The sequence below is a fragment of the Granulosicoccus antarcticus IMCC3135 genome, from assembly GCF_002215215.1.
Taxonomy (GTDB): domain Bacteria; phylum Pseudomonadota; class Gammaproteobacteria; order Granulosicoccales; family Granulosicoccaceae; genus Granulosicoccus; species Granulosicoccus antarcticus.
Window position 1 is genome coordinate 6,560,705 of record NZ_CP018632.1, and the last position, 23,505, is coordinate 6,584,209.

At 53.0% G+C, this 23,505-nt stretch carries 25 protein-coding genes; 11 read left to right on the forward strand and 14 right to left on the reverse strand.

What is annotated here, in order from left to right; translation table 11 throughout:
- Nucleotides 1–194: 194 nt before the first annotated feature.
- From yjjJ to IMCC3135_RS28395, 8 genes are all read left to right on the forward strand, one after another.
- A complete protein-coding gene (gene yjjJ, locus IMCC3135_RS28355) occupies nucleotides 195–1,520 on the forward strand; it encodes a type II toxin-antitoxin system HipA family toxin YjjJ (RefSeq protein ID WP_088920645.1) in 1,326 nt (441 codons plus the stop codon).
- Nucleotides 1,521–2,172: 652 nt separating this feature from the next.
- Entirely contained in the window at nucleotides 2,173–3,609 is a 1,437-nt protein-coding gene (gene sufB, locus IMCC3135_RS28365) for a Fe-S cluster assembly protein SufB (protein WP_088920647.1), read from the forward strand.
- 2 nt (nucleotides 3,610–3,611) lie between these two features.
- Nucleotides 3,612–4,373: a Fe-S cluster assembly ATPase SufC gene (sufC, locus tag IMCC3135_RS28370; RefSeq protein ID WP_088920648.1), complete on the forward strand. Its 762-nt coding sequence runs from the start codon at nucleotides 3,612–3,614 to the stop codon at nucleotides 4,371–4,373.
- Nucleotides 4,370–5,653, forward strand: a complete 1,284-nt coding sequence (sufD, locus tag IMCC3135_RS28375; protein ID WP_088920649.1) for a Fe-S cluster assembly protein SufD — start codon at nucleotides 4,370–4,372, stop codon at nucleotides 5,651–5,653. The genes sufC and sufD overlap by 4 nt, the downstream gene beginning before the upstream one ends.
- Nucleotides 5,650–6,870 carry an aminotransferase class V-fold PLP-dependent enzyme gene (locus tag IMCC3135_RS28380; protein ID WP_088920650.1) on the forward strand — a complete coding sequence of 407 codons (1,221 nt, stop codon included), beginning with the start codon at nucleotides 5,650–5,652 and terminating at the stop codon, nucleotides 6,868–6,870. The genes sufD and IMCC3135_RS28380 overlap by 4 nt, the downstream gene beginning before the upstream one ends.
- A 12-nt stretch (nucleotides 6,871–6,882) precedes the next feature.
- On the forward strand, nucleotides 6,883–7,239 hold the full coding sequence (locus tag IMCC3135_RS28385) for a HesB/IscA family protein (RefSeq protein ID WP_088920651.1): 357 nt from the start codon (nucleotides 6,883–6,885) through the stop codon (nucleotides 7,237–7,239).
- A 3-nt stretch (nucleotides 7,240–7,242) separates the two neighbouring features.
- Nucleotides 7,243–7,782 (forward strand): putative Fe-S cluster assembly protein SufT, encoded by a 540-nt coding sequence (gene sufT, locus IMCC3135_RS28390; protein WP_088920652.1) that lies wholly within the window; start codon nucleotides 7,243–7,245, stop codon nucleotides 7,780–7,782.
- Between the two features lies 1 nt (nucleotide 7,783).
- Entirely contained in the window at nucleotides 7,784–8,200 is a 417-nt protein-coding gene (locus IMCC3135_RS28395; RefSeq protein ID WP_088920653.1) for a SufE family protein, read from the forward strand.
- 24 nt (nucleotides 8,201–8,224) lie between these two features.
- Here IMCC3135_RS28395 and iscR read toward each other — a convergent pair whose 3' ends face one another.
- Entirely contained in the window at nucleotides 8,225–8,683 is a 459-nt protein-coding gene (gene iscR / locus IMCC3135_RS28400; RefSeq protein ID WP_088922131.1) for a Fe-S cluster assembly transcriptional regulator IscR, read from the reverse strand.
- A gap of 415 nt (nucleotides 8,684–9,098) precedes the next feature.
- Here iscR and IMCC3135_RS28405 point away from each other — a divergent pair, with 415 nt between their 5' ends.
- Together IMCC3135_RS28405 and IMCC3135_RS28410 are read left to right on the forward strand one after the other, a co-directional pair.
- Entirely contained in the window at nucleotides 9,099–9,551 is a 453-nt protein-coding gene (locus IMCC3135_RS28405; protein WP_088920654.1) for a DUF3291 domain-containing protein, read from the forward strand.
- A gap of 33 nt (nucleotides 9,552–9,584) precedes the next feature.
- Entirely contained in the window at nucleotides 9,585–10,994 is a 1,410-nt protein-coding gene (locus IMCC3135_RS28410) for a vWA domain-containing protein (RefSeq protein WP_088920655.1), read from the forward strand.
- A 53-nt stretch (nucleotides 10,995–11,047) separates the two neighbouring features.
- On the opposite strand, the gene IMCC3135_RS28415 is transcribed toward IMCC3135_RS28410, so the two are convergent.
- From IMCC3135_RS28415 to IMCC3135_RS28420, 3 genes are all read right to left on the reverse strand, one after another.
- On the reverse strand, nucleotides 11,048–11,443 hold the full coding sequence (locus tag IMCC3135_RS28415) for a YccF domain-containing protein (RefSeq protein ID WP_088920656.1): 396 nt from the start codon (nucleotides 11,441–11,443) through the stop codon (nucleotides 11,048–11,050).
- 65 nt (nucleotides 11,444–11,508) lie between these two features.
- Nucleotides 11,509–11,667, reverse strand: a complete 159-nt coding sequence (locus IMCC3135_RS34355; RefSeq protein WP_157736329.1) for a hypothetical protein — start codon at nucleotides 11,665–11,667, stop codon at nucleotides 11,509–11,511.
- Between the two features lie 178 nt (nucleotides 11,668–11,845).
- A complete protein-coding gene (locus IMCC3135_RS28420) occupies nucleotides 11,846–12,088 on the reverse strand; it encodes an FCD domain-containing protein (RefSeq protein ID WP_088920657.1) in 243 nt (80 codons plus the stop codon).
- Nucleotides 12,089–12,176: 88 nt separating this feature from the next.
- Here IMCC3135_RS28420 and IMCC3135_RS28425 point away from each other — a divergent pair, with 88 nt between their 5' ends.
- A complete protein-coding gene (locus IMCC3135_RS28425; protein ID WP_157736330.1) occupies nucleotides 12,177–12,392 on the forward strand; it encodes a hypothetical protein in 216 nt (71 codons plus the stop codon).
- 178 nt (nucleotides 12,393–12,570) lie between these two features.
- Here IMCC3135_RS28425 and nhaA read toward each other — a convergent pair whose 3' ends face one another.
- From nhaA to IMCC3135_RS28475, 10 genes are all read right to left on the reverse strand, one after another.
- Nucleotides 12,571–13,800, reverse strand: coding sequence for a Na+/H+ antiporter NhaA (nhaA, locus tag IMCC3135_RS28430; protein WP_088920659.1), 1,230 nt, complete (start codon nucleotides 13,798–13,800; stop codon nucleotides 12,571–12,573).
- Nucleotides 13,801–13,992: 192 nt separating this feature from the next.
- The gene (locus IMCC3135_RS28435; protein ID WP_088920660.1) at nucleotides 13,993–14,598 is read right to left on the reverse strand and encodes a 2-dehydro-3-deoxy-6-phosphogalactonate aldolase; all 606 of its coding nucleotides are present in this window, start codon (nucleotides 14,596–14,598) and stop codon (nucleotides 13,993–13,995) included.
- 2 nt (nucleotides 14,599–14,600) lie between these two features.
- Nucleotides 14,601–15,551: a 2-dehydro-3-deoxygalactonokinase gene (locus IMCC3135_RS28440; RefSeq protein ID WP_205737766.1), complete on the reverse strand. Its 951-nt coding sequence runs from the start codon at nucleotides 15,549–15,551 to the stop codon at nucleotides 14,601–14,603.
- Nucleotides 15,548–16,714, reverse strand: coding sequence for a mandelate racemase/muconate lactonizing enzyme family protein (locus IMCC3135_RS28445; RefSeq protein WP_088920661.1), 1,167 nt, complete (start codon nucleotides 16,712–16,714; stop codon nucleotides 15,548–15,550). Before IMCC3135_RS28445 ends, IMCC3135_RS28440 begins: the two co-directional genes overlap by 4 nt.
- Complete coding sequence (locus tag IMCC3135_RS28450; RefSeq protein ID WP_088920662.1) at nucleotides 16,711–18,162, reverse strand: aldehyde dehydrogenase family protein; 1,452 nt, start codon at nucleotides 18,160–18,162, stop codon at nucleotides 16,711–16,713. Before IMCC3135_RS28450 ends, IMCC3135_RS28445 begins: the two co-directional genes overlap by 4 nt.
- 7 nt (nucleotides 18,163–18,169) lie before the next feature.
- Nucleotides 18,170–19,789: a GMC family oxidoreductase gene (locus tag IMCC3135_RS28455; RefSeq protein WP_088920663.1), complete on the reverse strand. Its 1,620-nt coding sequence runs from the start codon at nucleotides 19,787–19,789 to the stop codon at nucleotides 18,170–18,172.
- A gap of 21 nt (nucleotides 19,790–19,810) precedes the next feature.
- Entirely contained in the window at nucleotides 19,811–20,248 is a 438-nt protein-coding gene (locus tag IMCC3135_RS28460; RefSeq protein WP_088920664.1) for a gluconate 2-dehydrogenase subunit 3 family protein, read from the reverse strand.
- A gap of 11 nt (nucleotides 20,249–20,259) precedes the next feature.
- Nucleotides 20,260–21,480, reverse strand: coding sequence for a sugar ABC transporter permease (locus IMCC3135_RS28465; protein ID WP_088920665.1), 1,221 nt, complete (start codon nucleotides 21,478–21,480; stop codon nucleotides 20,260–20,262).
- The gene (locus IMCC3135_RS28470) at nucleotides 21,470–22,285 is read right to left on the reverse strand and encodes an ATP-binding cassette domain-containing protein (protein ID WP_088920666.1); all 816 of its coding nucleotides are present in this window, start codon (nucleotides 22,283–22,285) and stop codon (nucleotides 21,470–21,472) included. The genes IMCC3135_RS28465 and IMCC3135_RS28470 overlap by 11 nt, the downstream gene beginning before the upstream one ends.
- Before the next feature lie 7 nt (nucleotides 22,286–22,292).
- Complete coding sequence (locus IMCC3135_RS28475) at nucleotides 22,293–23,354, reverse strand: ABC transporter substrate-binding protein (protein ID WP_088922133.1); 1,062 nt, start codon at nucleotides 23,352–23,354, stop codon at nucleotides 22,293–22,295.
- Nucleotides 23,355–23,505 lie beyond the last annotated feature (151 nt).

The following is a 23,505-nucleotide window of genomic DNA, read 5'->3' on the forward strand; positions in this document are numbered from 1 at the left end:
GCCAGCCTCCGGTTTGTGGGTAGCAATGCTGGCGTACTTATTGCCGCAAGTCATGCAGAACAAGTATGATTATCTATGCATTAAACTATGAAATAACTCACCATTAAACAATCTATATTGTTGTTTAAAATACATAATTAGTAAAATATAAGTATTACCAATACTATGCACTTTTCAGATTCAGGAGCAGGTACATGGCCAAAAACGCGCTCGGCGTGGCTCAATGCCTCGAATCTGACATCCTCACCTCCAAACAGCTTCAGCTCGCAACCGGATTAGGCCAGCCTGCGGTCTCTCGCCAGATCGGATCGCTGGGCGATCGGGTCGTCAAACTGCCTAACGGCAGAAGCCCGAAATACGCACTGACCCGCAATGCCTTCGGATCGGGCGACAAGATTCCACTATTTGTCGTCGATGCTGATGGCAACAATACGATAGCGGCTTACATTCGGCCATTGTTGATACGCGGCTTCTTTGTCGAGCTTTGCCCTGGAGGCTCCCCATTGCTGCTGGGTGTCAATGGTTCTGGCGTGTTTGACGATCTGCCCTACTACATACAAGGCTTGAGGCCCCAAGGTTTTCTAGGCCGACAAATAGTGAGCGAACTAGCGGCACGCTCCACAACGTTTCCGAACGACCCTATTCGCTGGCAAACAAGCCATTTAGGCAGATATCTAATAGCCAACGGTGAAGACTTGCCGGGTAACTTTCAATTCGGTGAAGCAGGCTTGGTGCGGACTCGGCGAGCTCCGACAACCTACTGGCGAGATGACTATCCCGCCATTGCCGATGCCGTCCTGTCAGGCGAACTGGCAGGCTCATCCGCAGGCGGCGAACAACCCAAGTTCACGGTCTACTCAGAAGAAAAATCAAGCTATGTGATCGTGAAATTTTCACCTGCAGGACACGAAGCTGATGCAAGTCGCTGGCGTGACATTCTTATCACTGAATACCATGCTACTGAAACCTTGCATGCGGGTTCGGTAGCAGCTGCAAACGTGAAGCTTGTGGAGAAAGATGACAGACTATTTCTGGAGTCTGAACGATTTGATCGCACCGGGCATTACGGGCGATCCTCCATGATATCCCTGCAAATGATCGACGCAGAATTCGTCGGTGATGGTGCTGATTGGCCAACGGTCATGACCCGACTTGCAGACAAGAACCTGATCAGCTCTGAGCATCTCCAGCATGCGCGCCTGCTCTGGGAGTTCGGCTATCTGATCAACAATACAGACATGCATCTGGGAAATATGAGCCTTGGCATGCTCGATGACAAATTCAACCTTCTCCCCTCGTATGACATGTGCTCCATGGGCTTTGCTCCCATGCGTGGTTTGATCAAGCCGTTATCCTTCTCTCCCAAGGGCCATAGCAGGCTTGACTGCTTGAGTGGGAACGTGCCGATGTACGAAAAGGTTCGACTCCTTGCTATGGATTTCTGGGAGCGAGTCGCAAATGACGACAGAATATCGGGTGAGTTTCGGAAGTTTCTCACCCAAGGCAATCCGATCCTTTAGGCTATTTACCTGGGCCGGAAAAAGTCAGCTTGCAGTGTGCTTCTGGACTCTGCCAGTTTTTCGGTAGGCTTTGCCACGACAGGATTCTCTCCAGGTTTTTTGGCCATACTGCTTTTAGGTTAATGTGTCTCGCAGTAATTAGGTTATTGTGTCAATCTCGACTCTCCGGGAGCTTCCCCATCAAGGCTGACACCCTGGACCATTGGATTGCGCTCTCAATATCGACAGTCTTGTGCCACGGACGACCAAATAAGCGGGATTGGACTGGCCACCGGACATTCACCCAAGCTGAACCAGCGCCGCCACACCCAGATGCGCGTTCAAAACGGGTTTCAAGGCATCAGGATCAAGATCCAATGATCGTGTGACTACGTACCGCCCACATATGCCGCGGAATTGACATCGGAAGCCAAAAGGCTGCACAATGGCCTGTTCATCGTCACGGTGCTCCGATCGGCCGGTAATCTTGTCCCGGTAAGGGCAGAAGCCTGGCTCCGGCGACATCCTTTGCTTGGTGAGTGGCAGCCTTCGGTTGAAATGAGTGGCCGCTATCACTACTAAATGCAGAGCGATATCAGATGTACAAGAACTCCAATATTCAGACACCGAGAGATACTCTCAATGAATATTCATTTGTGTAAAGGATCCCGATATGATTGACGAACTTGATCTGGCGCTTGACAGAAAATACGAAGCAGGCTTTGTAACGGATATCCAATCTGAGACGTTTGAACCTGGTTTGGATGAATCTGTCATTCGTCGTTTATCCACGATGAAAGACGAGCCAGAATGGCTACTGGAATGGCGCCTGAAAGCCTACCGTAGCTGGTTGGAAATGGAAGCCCCTGATTGGGCAAATCTTGATCTTGAGCCAATCGATTACCAGTCCATCTCCTACTACTCTGCTCCCAAGAGCATGAAGGACAGGCCTCAATCCCTGGATGAGGTTGATCCGGAGCTGATCCGCACCTACGAGAAACTCGGCATTCCCTTACACGAGCAGCAAATGCTGGCCGGAGTCGCTGTCGATCTTGTCTTTGACTCTGTCTCCGTCGTGACGACTTTTCGTGAAAAGCTCTCTGAAGCGGGCGTGATCTTCTGTCCCATCTCCGAAGCGGTACGAAATCATCCCGAGCTGGTCAAGAAGTACCTGGGCTCGGTGGTCGCAAGGAACGATAACTACTTCTCTGCCTTGAACAGCGCCGTGTTCACCGATGGCTCTTTTGTGTATATCCCAAAAGGCGTCACCTGCCCGATGGAACTATCTACCTATTTCAGGATCAATGAACTCAATACAGGGCAGTTTGAACGCACCTTGATTGTTGCCGATGAAGGCAGTCAACTAAGCTACCTGGAAGGCTGTACCGCACCACAGCGAGATGAGAACCAGTTACACGCAGCCGTCGTAGAACTAGTAGCTCTGGACGATGCCAAGATAAAATACTCAACCGTACAGAACTGGTACCCGGGCGATGAAAATGGCAAGGGCGGCATCTACAACTTCGTCACAAAACGAGGCATAGCTCACACCAATGCGAGAATATCCTGGACGCAAGTAGAGACAGGGTCTGCAATCACGTGGAAGTACCCAAGCTGCATACTCAAAGGTGACAACTCTGTCGGTGAATTCTATTCCGTTGCTCTGACTCGTGGTCGTCAACAGGCAGACACCGGTACCAAGATGATTCACATAGGCAAGAATACCCGCTCCACCATCATCACCAAAGGCATCTCGGCAGGCAGAAGTAGCAACGCTTATCGCGGCTTGGTGAAAATGGGTCCCAGAGCAGACAATGCCCGTAATTTTACCGAATGTGATTCTCTATTGATTGGCGACAAATGTGGAGCACATACGTTTCCCTACATAGAAAGCCGTAACCCGACTGCCATTGTCGAGCACGAAGCGACAACGTCAAAGGTCAGTGATGAACAAATGTTCTTGTGCCAGCAGCGTGGCCTGGATCCGGAAAAAGCGGTTTCCATGATCGTTAACGGCTTCTGCAAGGAAGTATTCAAACAATTACCGATGGAGTTCGCTGTCGAAGCTGGCAAACTTCTCGAAATAAGCCTTGAGGGGTCAGTAGGTTAAGTATGTTATCCATTCAAAATTTACATGCCGGCATAGAAGACAAAAGTATCATCAAGGGGATAGATCTAACGATCAACCCTGGTGAAGTCCACGCCATCATGGGGCCCAATGGCTCAGGAAAAAGCACCTTAGGCTATGTACTGTCTGGTCGCGATGGCTACGAAGTCACCGAAGGGTCAGCCACTCTCAATGGCGAAGATCTACTGGACATGGACATTGAGGAACGTGCTGTAGCAGGCTTTTTCCTCGCCTTTCAGTACCCTGTTGAAATCCCGGGCGTGAGCAACATGGTCTTCATGAAAGAGGCGGTCAACGCTGCACGTGACGCCAAAAAACAAGCGCCTTACACCGCGGGTGAATTTCTCAAATTGGCGAAAGAGGCCTGCAAGCAAGTGCAGCTGCCACTGGATTTTCTCAAACGAGGTGTTAACGAAGGCTTTTCGGGCGGCGAGAAAAAGCGTAATGAGATCATGCAGATGATCCTGTTACAACCAACCATCTGTTTTCTGGATGAGACCGACTCAGGTCTGGACATCGACGCCTTGCAAACTGTTGCCAACGGCGTAAATAGCCAACGTGATGCAAACCGATCGTTTGTGGTCGTGACTCATTACCAGCGTTTGCTGGATTTCATTGAACCCGATTTCGTGCACATACTGGCCGATGGAAAAATCGTGCAAAGTGGTGATGCCTCCCTGGCTCTGAAAGTCGAGAAGGAAGGCTATGGATTTTTGGGCATCAACTATAAAGAGGAAGATGTATGAACCAATGGCTTGAAGGTGTCATTGCTCATGCAGATACCCAGGCGGCTGCTCATGCAGGGGCCACATGGTTTTCCGAACAGCGAGCTTCATCACTGGGCAAGCTGAAGAAGGACAACGCCTGGCCAACACGCAGAACAGAAGCATGGCGAAATACGCCACTCAAGCCAATTGAGTCGCGCCCTGCCCTGCTCTCGCCAATGGCTATATCCACCTGGCAAGAGCCTGCTATTCCTGAGTTTGAAAGCATCGACATATACATGGTTGGTGGTGAGCTGAAAACAGATCTCAGCACACTGAGCTTGCCAACAGGCATCAGCATCTATTCATTGCATGATGAGAAAGCTGCAGCGCTAGCTAGTCAGTTCATGGGCAAGATCAAGCCTGAGAGGCATGTTTTCGGTCTGGTCAATGATGTGATTGCTGATGCCGGTATCATCATTGATGTAGCAGAAGATGCCCTCATCGATACACCGGTGCGAATCATTCATGCAGCCACTGAGGGTGTTGAAAACCACTCCAGATTATTGGTGAATGTTGCGAAGAATGCCAAAGTAACGATTCTGGAACACGGTATTGGCGAGCAGGAAAGCATGAACACCAGTGTCAGTGAGTTCAACATTGCTGACAACGCCACCTTGTATCACTATCGCTTTGCCTTCTTCACGCAAAAAGCATTGCACGTGGGCGGCTGTCATTTTCAGATAGGTGAATCGTCTTATCTCAATAGCACTATTGTTGCTTTTGGCAGCGAGCTGTCCAAATTGAATGTGGATGTCAATTACCTGGGTGAGCATGCCAAAGTCGATATGAACGCCATGTATCTGCTTGCCGAAGGTGAGAATTTCGACCTGCAGAGCGTTATCGAACATGCCGTACCTAATGGTACGACTGATGAGAAAGTGCGAGGCATCATAGGTGATCGAGCTAGCGCCAACTTTGGCGGCCGAATTCATATCCATCCTGATGCACAGAAGACCCTGGCTGAACTGAACAACCGTAACTTGTTGTTATCTCGTCGTTCTCTGGTTAATACCAAGCCTGAACTGGAAATTTACGCTGATGATGTGCGCTGCGCTCATGGTGCAACCATCGCCGAAATTGACGAGACATCATTATATTATCTGCTGACTCGCGGAATTCCTCGTTCTAAAGCACTGGTGATGTTGAATTTCGGTTTTATCCAGGAGTTGATCAATGCTATCGAAGATGAATCAATTCGAAACTGGTTAAACGATATGCTAAGCAATCGCTTCCAGTCCATGGAAGTGCAAGTGTCGTGAGCTTTGATGTTCAGACATTGCGTGCGCAATTTCCAATATTAAGCACGCAGGTCAATGGCAAGCCTCTGATCTACCTGGATAATGCGGCCACCACTCAAAAGCCACAGGTGATGATTGATGCCTTGGTGGGGTTCTATACTCAATGTAACGCCAATGTACATCGAGGTGCCCACGCATTATCTGACGAGGCGACTCGCCGATTCGAGAATGCACGCAATAGCGTCTTGACGTTCATGAACGCGACCCGGCGTGAAGAAGTCATATGGACCAAAGGCACTACCGAGGCTCTTAACCTGGTGGCCAATGGTTTATCGAAAAAACTGGAAAAGAACGACGAAATCGTTGTGACCGAAATGGAGCACCATGCCAATCTGGTCACCTGGCAACAAGCCTGTGAAGCGAGTGGCGCCCTACTGAAAGTGGCAAGAATCAGCGACTCTGGCGAGCTCGACATGGAGCATTTCGAATCATTGTTGAGCGAACGCACCCGTTTTGTTGCCTTTCCACATGCCTCCAATGCACTCGGTACGCTGAACCCCATCACTGCCATGACGGCAATGGTCAAATCCCGTGGTGATGCTCTCGTACTGGTTGATGGCGCACAAGGTATTGCTCATTGCGAAGTTGATGTACAAGCGATCGGCTGTGACTTCTACGCCTTTTCGGGTCACAAGCTGTTTGGCCCTACCGGTATTGGTGTGCTCTGGGGCCGTTACGATGTGCTCGAAACCTGGCCTGTTTGGCAAACGGGTGGCGAAATGATCAGCACTGTTGATTATCAACACGCCACTTGGGGAGAACTGCCCTACAGGCTTGAGGCAGGTACGCCAAATATTGCGGGTGCCATTGGCTTGGGTGCGGCGGTGGAATGGTTCACGAAACAGGATTTTGCCGCGTTAAGACAGCATGAAAGTGAAGTGCTGAAGTACGCGATGGAACTTGGTAGTGAATTTCCAGGAATGACTCTTGTTGGTACTGCCAGGGAAAAAGTCGGAGTGATGAGCTTTCTTGTCGATGGCACACACCCCGGTGATCTGGGATTTATTCTGGACCAGCAAGGTGTTGCCATCCGTACTGGTGATCATTGTGCACAACCTTTGATGAAACGCCTGGGCGTTGGTGGTACCGCACGCGTGTCACTGTCTATCTATAATACTGTTGAAGATATTGACGCATTATTTGTTGCGCTGAAAAAAGCCCAACAAATGCTGACATAAGGAAGAATAGCCATGACTGTAGAAAAATTCGTCCCGAACACCGCGCTGATTACTCTCACGCCACGTGCAATTGCACATTTTGAAAAGCAGCTTGCCGATAAGCCAGGCTCGTTGGTACGTTTGTCTACAAAAGTGAGTGGTTGTACGGGTTTCGCCTACGTCATCGAAATCACCGATAGTGCTGTGGAGAAGGATGAGGTGCTCAAATTTTCTGACGCCTTATCTATCGCCGTGGCCGAACAAGCTCATGACCTTATCCGCAACACAGAAATCGATTACGTGATGGAGGGTGTCAACGGCTTGATCAAGTACAACAACCCTAACGTCGTAAACGCGTGTGGTTGCGGAGAAAGCTTTAGCGTGGGATAGATCATGTTACAGAAAATCGTGGTTACCAAGCGCGAATGTCGCGCGAGGCGTGTTCCCACCGGCGAACCTCAAATAATTCCTGCCAATCAATTTGTCACTATTACCCAGGATCTGGGTGGTAGCTTCACGGTCACCTGGCGTGGCAACATGCTGCGAATAGACGGAATTGATGCCGATGTTCTGGGCCGTGAAATGTTGACGGCGCCGGCTTTCGATGAAGACAATGAAGGAACGGATGTAAGCGAAAAGAACGTCTGGTTGGCGTTGGAAAGCGTATTTGATCCTGAAATCCCTATCAACCTCGTTGAATTGGGCCTTATTTATGATGTGGCGATTGAGCAAACCACCGGCATTGTCACCATTCAAATGACACTGACGGCACCGGGTTGCGGCATGGGCCCTGTTTTAGTGAGTGATGTGGAAGACCGGGTAAGCACTGTACCCAATGTCAAGAAAGTCGTTGTCGAGTTAATCTTTGACCCACCGTGGTCTCGCGAAATGATGTCTGAAGAAGCTCAACTGGAAGCTGGATTATTCTTTTAGCATGGCAAAACTACCTTCAAGTACGGAAATCATTGACGACCTGGCCTTCTTCGATGATTGGGAAGAGCGCTATCAATACATTATCGATCTGAGCAAACAGCTGCCAGTATTGAGCGATGCAGATCGCACTGACGACAGGTTGGTCAAAGGTTGCCAGAGCAGTGTCTGGTTGAAAACCAATACGAACACAAACCAGGACAAACTGCATTTCTCCGCTGACAGCGATGCCATCATTGTCAAAGGCTTGTTGGTGCTGGTATTAGCGGCCTATCAAGACAAAAGCGCTCAGGAAATCCTGGAGTTCGATATGGATGGCTACTTCAAGGAACTGGATCTGGAACGGCATATCACAGTCGCTCGGGGTAACGGATTGCGCTCTATTGTTGGCAAGATCAGACAAGAAGCAACACAAGCCTGAACCCAAGCTCTTTGGACGCTCTCCCTACACAGAGGGTCTTTGTACCAATATTCTGTCCTGACGTAGTGAGGTGCTCTGTACTCTCTGCTGGTCTATCATGTCCTGCAATGAAACACTGCTGAGAAAATCCTCGATCTGCGCACTAAGCCCCTCCCACAAATCGTGAGTAAGGCACCGTCCGTGGCTGTGACAATTCTCCTTGCCTGCGCACTGCGTGGCATCGACCGACTCATTGACTGCGCCAATGATCTCTGAGACGGAAACCAGATGTAAATCCCTGGCGATGCGATAACCACCGCCCGGCCCTCTTGTACTGTTGACCAGCCCTTTACGCCGCAGCTTGGAAAACAACTGTTCAAGATAGGACAGGGAAATCTCCTGACGAGTGGAAATATCCGCCAGAGAAACCGGCCCGGAATCACCATGCAACGACAGATCAAGCATGGCTGTAACGGCGTATCGTCCCTTGGTAGTCAGTTTCATGGTTACTGCATTCTGTAAAAATCCATGGCAGAATTTTCCCATAACCAAGTAAAGCAATCAAGTATTGTGCTTGACTGTACTTTCAGGAAAACCTGATGGACAGCCGCCGAGAACCGGGCATGAAAGCCCAGCCTATCCTGAATCTCTCAGGTGCAACCTACGCACTTATCTGCACGTTTGTACGCGTTGCGGTAATGCCCTATTGCGCCCTTACAACCTATCAACAACGACCCATCAGCTGGCCTTTAGCGGGTCAGAAATATCGGTCATTTTTTGAACAATATTTCACAAACGTTACTTAACCCCCGTCACAGCGATCTATACGCATTCCACCCACAGGGTTATCCACAGTATTTGTGGATAAAGTTCATAGTCATTACCATGCACACTCCGAACATCTGAAAGGCTTGTACAAATGAACTACCAACTGGCTCAACTCAATATCGCCAGATTTCGGGTGCAGCAAAATGATCCTGTAAACAAGGGGTTTGTCGACAATCTGGATCGCATTAATGCCATAGCAGAGAGCCAGCCCGGATTTCTCTGGCGGCTCAAGGGCGATGGCAATAACGCCCTGGATGTTGCAGCGTTTGAGGATCCCAATGTCATTGTCAACTTGTCGGTGTGGACGAATACCGAGTCACTGTTCAATTTCGTCTACAAGAACAGTGAGCACACGGGCATCATGCGCAACCGCAAACAGTGGTTCGACAGGCTGGAGTTCTTCATGGTGCTGTGGTGGGTGGAAGAAGGTCGCAGGCCTGGTGTTGAAGAGGCGAAAATGCGTCTCGATCTCCTGCAGCGAATCGGACCTACTTATTCGGCCTTCACTTTCAAGAAACCATTTGCCGCCCCGTCTGGCGAGTAGGAGGAACTGACGCTATCTCTGGAGCTCCAGTTATTGCTCTGGCCTTGTAGCGATAGTGATGGCGGTGGCAACACGCCAGCTGATGACGATGTGGTCTTTGCAGGCTCCCTCATGGCTCCGGAGATCACAACGGGTGTAGAGAAAATGCTCGATAGTCAGTTGAAAACTCAGCTTCGAATAGCTGACGATTGCCCGGCAATCCCCGCTGGTTATTCACCCTTGGCCGATGCCAGTATCACTTTTGTCGATGAGAACGGTGAGGTGTTGGGCGAGAGCTTCACGGCCGATGAGTGCGGTGCTTTCAGTGCAAGCGCTCCGGCTACCGCTACCGGGATCGTGGCGGAAGCACCGGGTTTCCGGCCGCTGCAGGCAGAGACAGAAGTCTTCATCGGTGAAGGTGCTACCGGGTTGGCATCAACAATCGCCTCCACCTCCAGCTACGAAATTGGAACCTTGCAGATTGTCGATGATGGCACTCTGGCCTTCTCCGTGACTGACAATGAATCACGCAAGGCTGTTCTGGGTATACCAGCATCTGCTTTCTCCTTGCTGCTTGACGATACGGTGCTGACACCTGATTCGGTAATCAATGCCAGCTCGGCTATCAACGACGAGTCGGCTACCGTGGTGCTGACACTGGATGCAAGTGGATCCATGTCCGAAACGGCGTACACCGACGACAACGATGTGGATTACGATCGATACCAACTGGCAGCTATTGCGGCTCATCAGTTTCTGAGTCAGAAGGCCGCAAGCGACGCCGTTGCCCTGTCTGTCTTTTCCTCGAACGTGAATTTTCTGGATCAGGAGACAATTGATCGTGAGCTTCCCATACAAAATCTCGATGGTGATGCACTGAGCTATGTTCTGAGTGACGATGGGTTTACAACCGATGCCGCACGCTTGCGATTTCTCGTTGATGCCTACAACCGCCGATCGCAGTTGTACCGTGGTGAATCAGGCGATGCCCTGCACCCTGATACGCCAACCAATATCGAACTGCAGTACGGCGCTTACCCTTTTGCTGGTTCGACGCATCTCTATGAAGCCGTTCAAGATGCACTTGAACGTCTGGCGCTCAGAGGCAACGGTCGCCCTGTCGTCGTTGCGATGACCGATGGTCAGGACAATGGCCCGGGAGACGAGGATGACGCCATCCAGCTTGCAAAGAGCTACGGCATTCCCATTTACACGGTCGGCATGGATAGTAGCTCTGCATCGGACGAATTACTTCGTGTAGCCGATGAAACAGGTGGCTCCTACTTCAATGTGACATCCACCCAGATTGGTGATGCATTTCAGAGCATTCAGACAGGTATCGTCTTTCAGTATCTTGCCAGCGTGCCTTCAGGCAGCCTGAATACAGCAGTGACGCTGGGTGTGAAGCTTGATTTCAACGGACTGGTCGCGCAGCGCACACTCGCTCCGGCAGAAGACCTGTAATGAGTGAGTAGCAGGGTTTGGGCTCTATCATGCGCCGATGATTGAATCAGAACCTATTTGGAGACTATCGTCTTGCCAATAGGGAATACCGAAATGCCTGCAAGCTTCAGATGCTGAATGCCGAACGGGATGCCAATGATCGTGACAAAACAGCAAACTGCTGCGATCAGGTGTCCAACGGCAAGCCAGACACCAGCGAACACAAACCAGATGACGTTGCCAACAAGCCCCAGGAATCCGGTCCCTACATCACCGGCATTGGATAGCTCTCTTCTGGAAACAGCCTCTTTGCCAAAGGGAAAAAACGAGAACTTGCCGATGACAAAACAGCTTCTTCCCCAGGGAATTCCCACAATGGTGATGAAGGCGAGCAGACCGAAGAAAAACCACGCCAGCCCCATGACCAATCCACCCAGAACAAACCACAGAATATTACCGATTGTACTCATGGTGCTGGCTCATTGACGATGTATCGAGGTGAATGAGTGTACTTGAAGTGTAGCGCCCTCCCACTTCAATGCTGTTTCTTCCCGATGGCTTCGGGCACACCGATATCAAGTACAGATTCTGCGGCGCAGGCTCGTAGCCCGAATACCGGCACCATCATCGAAAAAGGCGCAACCGCACTGAGCGCCGGTAAAGGCCTCTCAGTTTTGAACGGCCCAAATCTCATTTACACTTTCCACTCAATCCCTTCACGTTCCAACATCCTCAAAACAGCGTCCCAAGTGGTGACGACATAGGGCGCTGGACCATCCTCTGGCATAACAGAGAACCGACCAATCGAGGCTAGAGCGGCTGCATCGGGCATTTTCCGTTTGGCACCAGCAGCCATCACATCGACGTAAAGATTAAGTCTGTCCAACCCAAATTTCACAAATAGCCTGTAGCAAGACTGCGTGAGCCGAGATAACATCTACTTCACAAGCTTCGTTCTTGAAAAAAAGATTCCGAATCTGAAATACTTTTTCATGAATCTGAGAAAGCATTTTTATCAGCATGTCATTGCTTGATTTTTCTGCAATCCTCAGATGAAACAGCGCATCTGCCGCATTCACCTTTACCGCATCACCGCGGGCCTGTGCATCAGACATGAGTGTCACAATGTACTTGTGAACCCAGCCGCCTTGATGCGTGGCTTAGCGTCCAAATGGTGGCGTGTTTGGTGAGTACGACAAGAATTTGTTTGCCGTACTAACCAACGATGTCTCTTGCCTGACTCGTGGTGAAACCACCGGAACGTTGCTGGCAGAATATATGGAAGATCACACGAGCGAGCTGCTGTCATTGCAACTGTCGATTCCAGCAGGCCAGCGTCTGCCGCCACGTCCATTCCTTGATGTTGGCTTCTTGTATAAACAAGGCCGTATGAAACTGATCTCGGGTGGTGAATTGTAAGGCTATCTCGATCAAGGCAATGATTGCGACATAACTGAATGGTCAGTCTACACGTATGGTGATTCAGGCCCACCAACTGCTGCGTCTAACCCGAACAATCCCGCTCTTTCCGCTTTGTCAAGAGTACCACTGAGACTTTGGATTTCGTTACTTCTTATAAAAGGATACTGGCGGCTGACTAATACTTTCGCGCATCGGTGGCCTGAGCAGTTACCTTGCGAGTACTTATCCAGAGCACCAGTATGCCGAAGATCAACGACAGCATTGAACCACCCAGAACACCCAGCTTCATCGAATTTGCAAAGCTCTGATCCAGATTCTCATAGGCCAGTGAGCCGATGAAAAAACTCATGGTGAAACCGATACCGGTGACCAGCGCGGTTCCGTACAACATCAGCATGGTGGACTTGTCAGGCATGCTCAGAAGCCTGGCCTTGACGCCCAGCCAGATAGGTATGAATACCCCCACCTGCTTACCCAGAAACAGCCCCACAGCGATGCCCAGGGTCAGCGGATTCATGAGCATCTCCCAGGTGATTCCTTCCAATGAGACGCCAGCGTTGGCAAACGCGAAGAGCGGCAGGATGCCATAGCCTACCCAGGGGTGAAGCGCATGCTCCAGGGATCGCAGCGGTGAGTCCTTTCTCTCGGCGCGCACACCGGCTGTCTGACTTGAAGATTTTGATGTCAGCGGTATGGCCAGTGCGACAATCACTCCGGCAAGCGTTGCATGAATCCCGCTTTTGAGTACCGCAATCCAGATCACCACGCCGATCAGAATGTAGGCGGCTGTCCGAGTGACGTTGAAAACATTCAGTGCGACCAGACCCACGATACCCACAGCGGCAACCCCCAAAGCCACCAGGGACAGGTCACTGGTATAGAACAACGCGATGACGACGATGGCGGCCAGATCATCAATGATGGCCAGTGAGGCAAGAAAGACTTTCACTGACAAGGGAATTCGTGATCCAAACAATGACAAGACGCCCAGTGCGAAAGCAATATCAGTTGCCGAAGGGATGGCCCAGCCTTTCAAAGCGGTGGCATCGCCTAGATTGAATAGCGTAAAGATAAGCGCCGGCACCATGAAGCCTCCCAATGCTCCTACCACCGGCAAGGCCAACTGACTACGATCAGAGAGCTGACCTTCCAGCACCTCTCGCTTGAGCTCCAGGCCTACCAATAGAAAGAACACGGCCATGAGACCATCGTTGATCCATAGCAGAACCGACTTGTCGATAGACAAGGCACCAATGATGACAGCTGCACGCGCATCGAGCACGCCGGACATGAACCCTGCCAACGAGGAATTGGCAACAATCATGGAGGCTGCAGCCGCAAGAAAGAGCAGTATTCCGGCGGCGGCTTCCAGTTTGATAAAACGTTGGAGTGCGTTGATAGGCACGGTATTAAGAATGTCTCCTGTTGGTTTCCCAACAGCTTAACAAGGCCATCAACATCGGATTAGTCGAATTTTCTGATGCGAAAATACGATTTTACCGACCTTTACACGATCAGTTTCAATACGGAAATTCGTGGAACTTTTGTTTGATTATCAACCACATTTTCACAGGCGTTGCAGAACAAATTCTCCGATTCATTGACACGCCAGATCGTAAGCGGCAACACAGGCCTTCGCATGCTGACTCACCTCTGCTGCTGAATAACCAGGCTTGTATATTCCCGAACCGATGCCAAAACCATTGACGCCCGCCGCTATCCACTGGGCAAAATTATCAGGCCCCACGCCACCTACCGCGTAGGTCAATGTCTGCTTTGGCAATATGGCTCTGATGGCTGCGACCCCTTCAGGTCCAACCAGCATGGAGGGAAAGAACTTCAGGCCATCCGCACCGTATCTCAACGCCTCGAAGCACTCGGTGGGTGTCAGCACACCGGGGTAGGACATCATTTTTCGGACCTTGGTCGCCTTGATGACCTCAGGCACGGTATTGGGCGATACGATCAGTTTGCCGCCCACATCGGCTACTTGTTCTACCTGTTCGGCTGACAACACGGTCCCCGCACCAATACTGGCCTGCGTTCCCAACGCCTCTACCATGGCGGCAATACTCGTGAGCGGACTGGGTGAATTCATCGGCACCTCGATCATCGTGATACCAGCCTCAATCAGTACCTGCCCGATATCGACGGCCTCCTCGGGTTTGACGCCACGAAGAATGGCTATGATCTGTCTTGTCATTATCAGGTTTCTCTGAGTTGTGTAAAGGCGGATGTGATACCGCTCAGGGTCATGGCCTCACTGTCGAGAAGATCCACGGCGACGGACTGCGATGCCAGTGCCGTGGCGTAATGACGGCACAGACTTGCCTCACCTATCAGCGCAACCTCACAGTCCTGCCAATACGCCTGGGTGGCGGCAAGCTCGATCCCGATCAGCATGCCGGACAGGCGTGCTCGTGCGGTGGCGGGTGGCAGATCCTCAAGCAGCATCTGGGCTCGCAGGCCAAACAGGGAGTCAGCCAGACTGGCGGGTGCTGACATCATCTGCAGAATTGCTTCCACAAATGCCGCTGCATCCCAGCCCTTGCCGGCAGTTGAGTGCTTGAGAACAGACTGATGGCATAACAAGGAGAATATTTCGCCCGTCATGCAGGTGGTGAAATGTGCGATTTGCCCTTCACTCAATCTGACCCATTTGCTATGGGTACCGGGCAGGCATACAACTCCGTTGAAATCAGGCCGTGCGCTCAGCAGGCCCAGAATCTGGGTCTCCTCGCCACGCATGACATTGCAAGGCTGTGTCTGCATGAATCCTGGCAGAATATGAACTTGCCGTTCGATATCAGGCACACGTACAGCTCCAAGCCCCAACTGCGACAGTGCCATGGGTGCCTGTAGATAAGGCGCTTCGCACCAGCCTTGAGCGGCACCTGCCATACCGCAGATAAGCACCGGCACGTGCCTGTCAACCGACAGACGGTTTAGTTGATCTTCCAGCACCTGAGCAAAGTCTTGCTTTGACAGACTCGCCATGCCGTAGGGTCCATTTGCCCGAGCCAGCACCTGGCCATCAGCCGATAGCGTCCATAACCTGAAACTGGAGGTGCCCCAATCAACAGCCACACGGGCACAGGCTTCGCTATTGTCCGAATGAGCCACGACAAGCTCCGGCTCTGTACTGAGTGTGTTCAAAGCTCGATCTCGTACCGGGCAATGAACTCCGGATCGGGCGTGACTCCAATACCCGGCCCCTGCGGGATACTCACTCTACCGCTCTGCTTTACCTGTCCTTGTATATCCAGTGGCTCAAGCAGCAGCTCATCTCGAAAACGATTCTCCGTGGTATCAAATTCAAGCATCGGCTCCCAGGGATGTAGTCCGCCTGGCATGGGCGGCATGGCAGCCAGCAGCTGAAGATTGGTTGCCACCGCGATGGCCGATCCCCAGACATGATTGATCACGGGTGTAAAGTGTGCATGACACAAGGCCATCACACGCAGGTATTCGGTGACACCACCCAGGGCGCAGACCTCCGGTTGTGCAATATCCAGACCCCGATTCTCCAGAATCGAGCGCCAGCCCCAGCGTGCAAACTCTGCCTCTCCGCCCGAGATATTGACTTTGAGGCCCGCTCGCAGCTCTCGGTAGCCATCAAGATCTTCTGGGGCTACCGGTTCTTCAAACCAGTAGGCTCCCATCTCATCCAGTGCATGACCGACATAAAAGGCATCGCTGGTGGTGTAGCAATGGTTCGCATCCACCATGAACCTGGCATCATCCCCCACACCCTCTGCCACCGCTTCGCACAGCTTTACATCAGCCTTGGGGCCCAAGCCGGTTTTCATCTTCGCCGCTGTAAATCCCATACCGATAATGGCCGCCGCCTCATCCTTGAACCGTGCCACATGATCCTCGACACTTTGCCTTTTCAGCATCATGCCGTAGCCATAGGCCTCCACATCCTGGCGATGCGCTCCACCAATCAGTTTGTGCAGTGGCAGATTACATACCTTGCCGGCGATATCCCATAATGCAATATCAACCCCTGAAAGTGATTGCATGGGCATGCCTTTCTGGCCATGATCGCGCATCAGGTTGTAGACCTTGTGCCAGATGACATCACGATCCAGTGGGTCCATTCCCAGCACCATGGGCTGGATGACTCTTTCCACGATGGTCTTGTTGGCAATGGCAATATTGCCGGGCCCGAAGCATTCCCCCCAACCCGTGATTCCCTCATCGGTAATGACTTCTACGAGATGGGCGGTGCGTTTTGCATAGTACTGCTGTGAATATCCCAGCTCTTCAGGCATGTCACACTGCAGTACATGGCTTTTTATCTGAACAATTTTCATGCGGCATCCAGGGCTCTGGTTATACGCTTGATGACAAGGTAGTCGTTCAGCGCAAGCCGAGAGCAATCGTGGCCTATCCCGGATTGGCCGATTCCTCCGTGGGGCAGATCGATAGCATATTTGACGCCGTTGATCTGTACCTCGCCGTAGCGAAGTTGTGACGCCCATTGTTCTGCCCGCGCCAGGTTGCGAGTAAACACATAAGCTGTCAGGCCGCCTTCATCGCAATCATTGGCCATTGTGTTCAGATCCGTGCTGTCATCAAAGGCGACGATGCTGACGATAGGGCCGAAATTTTCCTGTTGGTAGACATCCATCGTTTCAGTGACGTTAGCCAGTACCGTGGGTGCCATGAAATGGCCCTTTGCCAGATTTTGTGCCAGAGCTTCTGGCCGATTACCGCCAGCCAGGAGTTCTGCCCCTTTGCTCACAGCATCATCAACAAGCGCCTTGAGCCGCTGCCATGCTCGACCATCGATCACCGGCCCGGTGAGGATATCGGCGTCTCTGTCCCAACCCACGCCAGCTGCCGCAGCGCGCTCTACAGCACGCCGGGTGAATTGTTCCAGCACCGTGCGATGCACGAATACCCGGTTCGGGGATACGCAAATCTGACCTGCATTACTGAACTTCACACCACAGACAATATCGGCCGCCAGATCCAGATCCGCATCCTCGAAAATCAGCACCGGTGCGTTACCACCCAGTTCCATGGAGTAGCGCTTGATAGTGGTCGCTCCGGTGCGCATGATGTGCTTGCCGGTCCGGGTCGAACCGATCAGGGTGATGAGCGAGGGAATGGCTGAGGCTGACAGATGATCTGCCACATCGTAGCCATCTGTACTCAGAATCTGCACCACCCCTGCTGGCAGGCCAATCTGCTGGCAGAGTTCCCCCACGGCATAGGCCGAGATGGGGGTTGCCTCCGAGGGTCTGATGATGATCGGGCAACCCGCCGCCATGGCCGGCCCAATCTTGAAAGCCAGATTCAACAGCGGGAAGTTCCAGGCCAGAAAAGCCAGTGCCACACCCGCAGATTCATGTACCAGCCGGTGCGTATGAGTGCCGGCTCGATCAGCAATGCTGGTGTCATGCACACGAGCGATCTCTTCGGCATAGAACTGCAGCGAGTTCTTCAGACTGTCGACATCCTCCTGAGTCCCCGCCCAGGGCTTGCCCATCTCGTAGTGAATGCATTCACGCAAGTGTTCTTCGTTGTCGATGACCGCCTGGCGTAGTTTCAACATCCAGCCCTGCCGCTCGGCAATACTGGTGCTCGACCAGGAAGCAAAGGCATCGCGCGCCGCTGCCAGCGCCCGATCAGCATCAGCCATTCCCGCGGTGGGTACGGTGGCCACCCGATCATCAGTGGCCGGATTGACCACCTCCACCGTCCCCTGACCATCCACCAGTTCGCCGGCGATGTACATCTTCTTGTCAAATTTCATGGAGTTCTCAATCAAACAGGTTTGCGATGTTTTTCTTGATGCTGTCGCCGATGTACAGGGCCAGAGCCTGAATGGTCGAGGTCGGATTGACAGCACCTGCCGTGACGAAAATCGAACCATCCACAATGAACAGATTCTTCACGTCGTGACATCTGCCCCAGCCGTTGACCACAGAGCTATTCGGATCCTCGCCCATCCGGCAGGTGCCCATCTGATGCCACCCGGCCCGCCACCACACCTCGTCAGAATTCTTTGCCAGTACACGCTTTGCGCCCGCCGCGTACAGTACTTCGCTCGCCCGTTGGGTGCCATGCTTGAGCATCGCTTTCGTATTCTCACCCAGACGGTACTCGACCTTGGGGGCTGCCATGCCATCGCTGTCGACAAGGCTTGCATCGAGCGTCACACGGTTATGGGCTTCGGGCAGATCCTCGGCCACCACGGTCAGGCCGGCAAGGTAGGGATAAACCGTGTCCATGATTTCGCGATGGGCAGCGCCCCAGGCAATCGGCTGATCAACCCCGAAACCACCCAGAGCAAAGGTCATCGGTGTCGTCGAACGCCCGGAGTGAAGTCCGTAGCCACGCACAAAATTTCGCTCAGTATCGCTTTCGTAGAATTGCTGGCTCAATATCGAACAGGCCATGGGGCCTTCATGCCCCATCATGGGCTCATCAAAAACACCCGATACACCCGTCAAGGGGTGAAACATGAGATTGCGCCCAACCTGATCCGAACGATTCGCCAGACCTTCGGGAAACAGCCTGGAGGTTGAATTCAACAGCAGTCGCGGTGTTCCTATGCCATTGCAGGCGATGATGACAAGCTCAGCTTTCTGTTCGTGCAGTTGACCATCACTACCGTGATAAAGCACACCGGTGGCAAGACCGGTGTTCTCATCGACAAGAATCTTGCGCACACGACTTTCGCATCTGAGCTCCACCCCGGCATTCTCCAGCATCGGCCAATAGGTAAAATTGGTGCCGCCCTTGGCGCCTGCTGCACAGCCCAGATCACAGGTACCCGCGTTCACACATTTCTGCCGACCGTCGCGATCCTCACTGAGAATGGCAGCATCCGAGGGCCACCAATGCCAGCCCATCGTGTTGAACCCCCGCGCCAGTGTTTGTCCCAGCTTGCCCATGGGGATGGGCGGCAAGCCGGGGGCATAATCCGGATAGGCCGGATTGCCCGCCAGTCCTGAGACACCGGTAATCTGGTCGTTCATGGCATAGAACGGCTCAAGCGTGGCGTAATCCACAGGCCAGTCACTGGCAACACCATCGAGTGTTGCAGTACGAAAGTCTGATGGCTTCATACGCGGCCAATGGCCCAGAAAGTTGATCGTCGAGCCGCCCACCGCGTTGTAGTTCACAGGCGTAATACAACTTTTCTCGACGTTGATCGGATAGTCGTATTTCAGCTTTCGTACATTCGGATCACAGGAAAACTCGGCATAGCGTGCCAGTTCGTAGTCCTCACGCCGGCTGGGAAACTGACTGTCCGGCACATGAGGGCCCTGCTCCAGACACAGGATCTGCATACGGGTTTCCAGCAAAGACCAGGCAATGGCCGCGCCTGATGCGCCAGCGCCAATGATCAGTACATCCACGGGTTCCTTGTTCATGATGGCATTCTCATTTTGCTATCAAGCCTGGCGGTAGACAGAGCCGCGAGCCCGTACAGGCAAGGTCAGCTCATCCAGCAATTCCTGGCTTTCACGGGCAACTTCATAACCTTTGGGGTGCACTGGATGCGCAGCTACCCCGACATGTGCCCGATTCTCGGGCCGACTGTAGTAGCCCATATAGGTCAGCCTCAACAGCAATTGAAAGGACTCGGGCCGGGTCAGTTCCAACTCACTCACCCGGTCGGGTGTCATCTCAGCATCCAGCAACAGTGCAAAACTCAGCACCTCATCGACAGCGGTGGCAATCGATACGTTGTCGGCTCGTTGGTTCTCGATGAAATCACCGACCCCCGCGGCACCAGCAGCAGGGATGGCACGTTCCGGGTTTGCAGGGATCAACTGATCAAGAATGGCGTCCAGCTGTGCCCTTTGGGTAGCACTCAATGGCTCTGTCATGATCAACGCTCCTAGCGCCCACTGTTCTCGGAGCGCGAAACAGCATCGATCGCGACAGCCAGCAGCAAGATAGCCCCGGAGAACATCAGCTTGTCTGCCGCACTGGCACCCGACAGATCCAGGCCATTGCCCAGTGATCCTATAACCAGAGCCCCGAGGATGGCGTTCCAGACTGACCCGCGTCCACCAAACAGAGAAGTGCCGCCGATAACCGCAGCGCCGATACTCTCCAGCAGCAAAGAGCCGCCTGCGAATGCCGTATAGGACACCGAGCCAAAGCGTGAGGCACCGAATATGCCGCCGATGGCCGCCAGCAACCCGACAATGGCAAAGGCGATGACACGGATGCGCTTGACGTCCATGCCGACGCGCCGCGCACTCTCGGCATTACCACCCACGGCAAAGATGGAACGACCAAACGGTGTCGAGGTGGTTACCCATCCGACCAGGGCCGTCAGGCTGATCAACAGCACAATCAACAGGGGCACGGAGCGATAGGCATTCATCGTTACCACCGCAGCGCTTACCAGTATGGCGAAAAAGACAAGCTGTCCCCACAAGGTAGCTGTCGAGTCCAGTTCCAGACCAAGCGCTCTACGCTGCGATTGTCGACGAAATAGTGAAAAAGCGACCAGCAGAATCAAGACTGCCGCCAGAACGAGTCCCAACGTATCGGGCAACAGAATACGGGCAATACCTTTGATGAAGGGGTCGCCGATATTCAGATTTCCCGTCGGTAGTATCTTTTGCATCAAACCCTGGAAACCCAGCAAGCCTGCCAGGGTGACAACAAAGGAGGGTATGCCTACATAGGCAATCAGCATCCCCTGCGCAGCCCCCATGATCGCACCCACCCCCATGACGATGATGCAGGCCAGCCAGCCAGGCACACCGGCCAGCATCAGCACACCCAGCAAAGCGGCACAGACACCCGCCGTTGCAGCCGCCGACAGATCGATGTCGCCCAGTAGCAGCACGACGGTGATACCCACCGCCAGAGTTGCAATAACGGCAGACTGCATGAATAGATTATAAATATTGCGTGGGCTCAGGAAGATGAACCGCACCCCTTCAGAACTCGGGTCTGACAGATGCTCCCACACAGGTACCGCCAGACCAAAGTAAAGCCAGATGGCGGCCAGTGCCAACAGGACCGGTACAAAGGCACCTAGCCGGGTTTCTCGCATCATGCGCAAGCGGCCGACGAAGGAGAGTTTCATTTCAGGCTGCATGAGGGGCCCCATCATCAAGTCCTCGTGTCATGGCAACGACAATCTCATCGGTTGTCGTCTCGCATGCATTCCACGTTGCCACATTGGCGCCATGGCGAAGCACACAGATCCGGTCTGAGACTTCGAAGATGTCGCGCATATTGTGCGAGATATAAATGACCGCATGGCCGGTATCGCGAAGACGCTTGACCACATCCAGCACCTGTCGCGTCTGTGCAACTCCCAATGCCGCCGTGGGCTCGTCAAGCATGACAACAGAGCTGTCGGCACCCACGGCGCGTGCGATGGCAATGGCTTGTCGTTGACCACCTGACAGCCCCCCGACCTTGGCTCGCACTGAACTCAAGGTGCGCACCTGCAGACGATCAATGGCTTTTTGCGCCTTCAGCTCCATCGCCAGATCATCAATAGGGCGCAGCGGGCGTGGCAAAAAGCCCCACCCCGGCTTCACCGGTTCAGCACCCAGGGACAGATTGGCTGCCACATCCAGGTTTTCACACAGAGCCAGATCCTGATAGACGATCTGGATACCCTGGGCTGTCGCATCCTGCGGACTGTTGATCGAGACCGGCAGCTCGTCAATGAAGAACTGCCCTTCATCGGCCGCATAGGCACCGGCCAGCACTTTCATCAAGGTTGACTTGCCGGCCCCATTGTCACCAACAAGCGCCATGACCTCGCCACGGGCCACCTCGAAATCGATACCGCGCAGTGCATGCACGCCTCCGAATCGCTTATGGATACCGCTGACACGCAGATGCGCAGGTGGGGCTCCGCGCCCCACGATTTGCTTTCCAGTTGACATGCTGTTTCTACTTGCAGAAATCCAGTGCCAAGACTTCGCCTGCACACACCATTTCCTGGGCAATGGATGGATCGTGTTCGATCACATAGGCAACCCCTTCAGCACCGACCGCCGAATAGCTGTCAACCGGTACAAATGCAACATCAGCTCCCACGCCGTTCTGTACCACTTCAGTGGCAAGATCGCCATACTCGTCACCGTTGAGCAATCGTACCGTTACCTCAGCGGCTGCCGCAGCCATTTCATGCAGTGGACGCCATCCACACTGGGTCTGCTTGCCAAGCAACATCAGCTGTTGAGCCTGCACGGTGCAATCCAGACCGGAGACCGGCACCTTGCCTGCCATCCCCTGCTCCTCCATTGCCGCAATGGCAGCCCCGGCATTGCCATCGTTGGAAGACACCACACCTTGAACATTGTTATCAAGCTGCGTCAGAGCCTGATCCATCGAACGGCGAGCTATGGCCGGATCCCAACCTGGCGTCCAGTTCTCGTAGCCCATCTTGCGCTCGCCTGAGGCGAACAAGGGTTCGAGCACCGACATCTGTCCATTGGCAATGACCGCAGCGTTCGGATCTGTCGGAGAACCTTTCAACAATACCAGTGTGTCCCCAGACTTGGTGTTATCAACAACGTGCTGGGCCTGTGCGGCACCGGTGGCAAACATGTCCGCCTGTACCCAGAACTTTGTGTTTTCAGAATTGATCATTCGATCGTAGGCAATCGTCGGTACACCCTCCTCGGCCGCGGTGTCCGCGATGATGGCAGAGCTCTCGCCGTCGATGGGGATGACAACCAGTACCTTGGCCCCTTGTGTCAGTGCCTGTTCCGCCTGACGTTGTTGCACCGAGGTATCGTTGTTGGCGTTGAATACTTCAACCTTCACATCCGGTGCAATGCTGGACATCCTCTCGACAAAGGCGGCAGCGTCCTGTTGCTCCCAACGGGGATTGACGTTCTCCGGCAGCAGTAGAGCCACCGTATCACCGGCCAGGGCAACGCCCATGTTCATCAGAGCTGCCGTAGCCACGGAGGTGGCGAGCAGGCTTTTTTTCAATTTCGAATGCATGTTTTTTTCCTCTTCCAGATAAGTCATGCGCACGAGTGAAGTTGCGCACATAGGTAGCAAGACTTGGTGCAAGCCTGCCTGTTTGCCAAAGCATCGCTTTCAAAGGTCCGACCGCAGTCGATCACTCATCGCTCGATAACTGACCGAACCA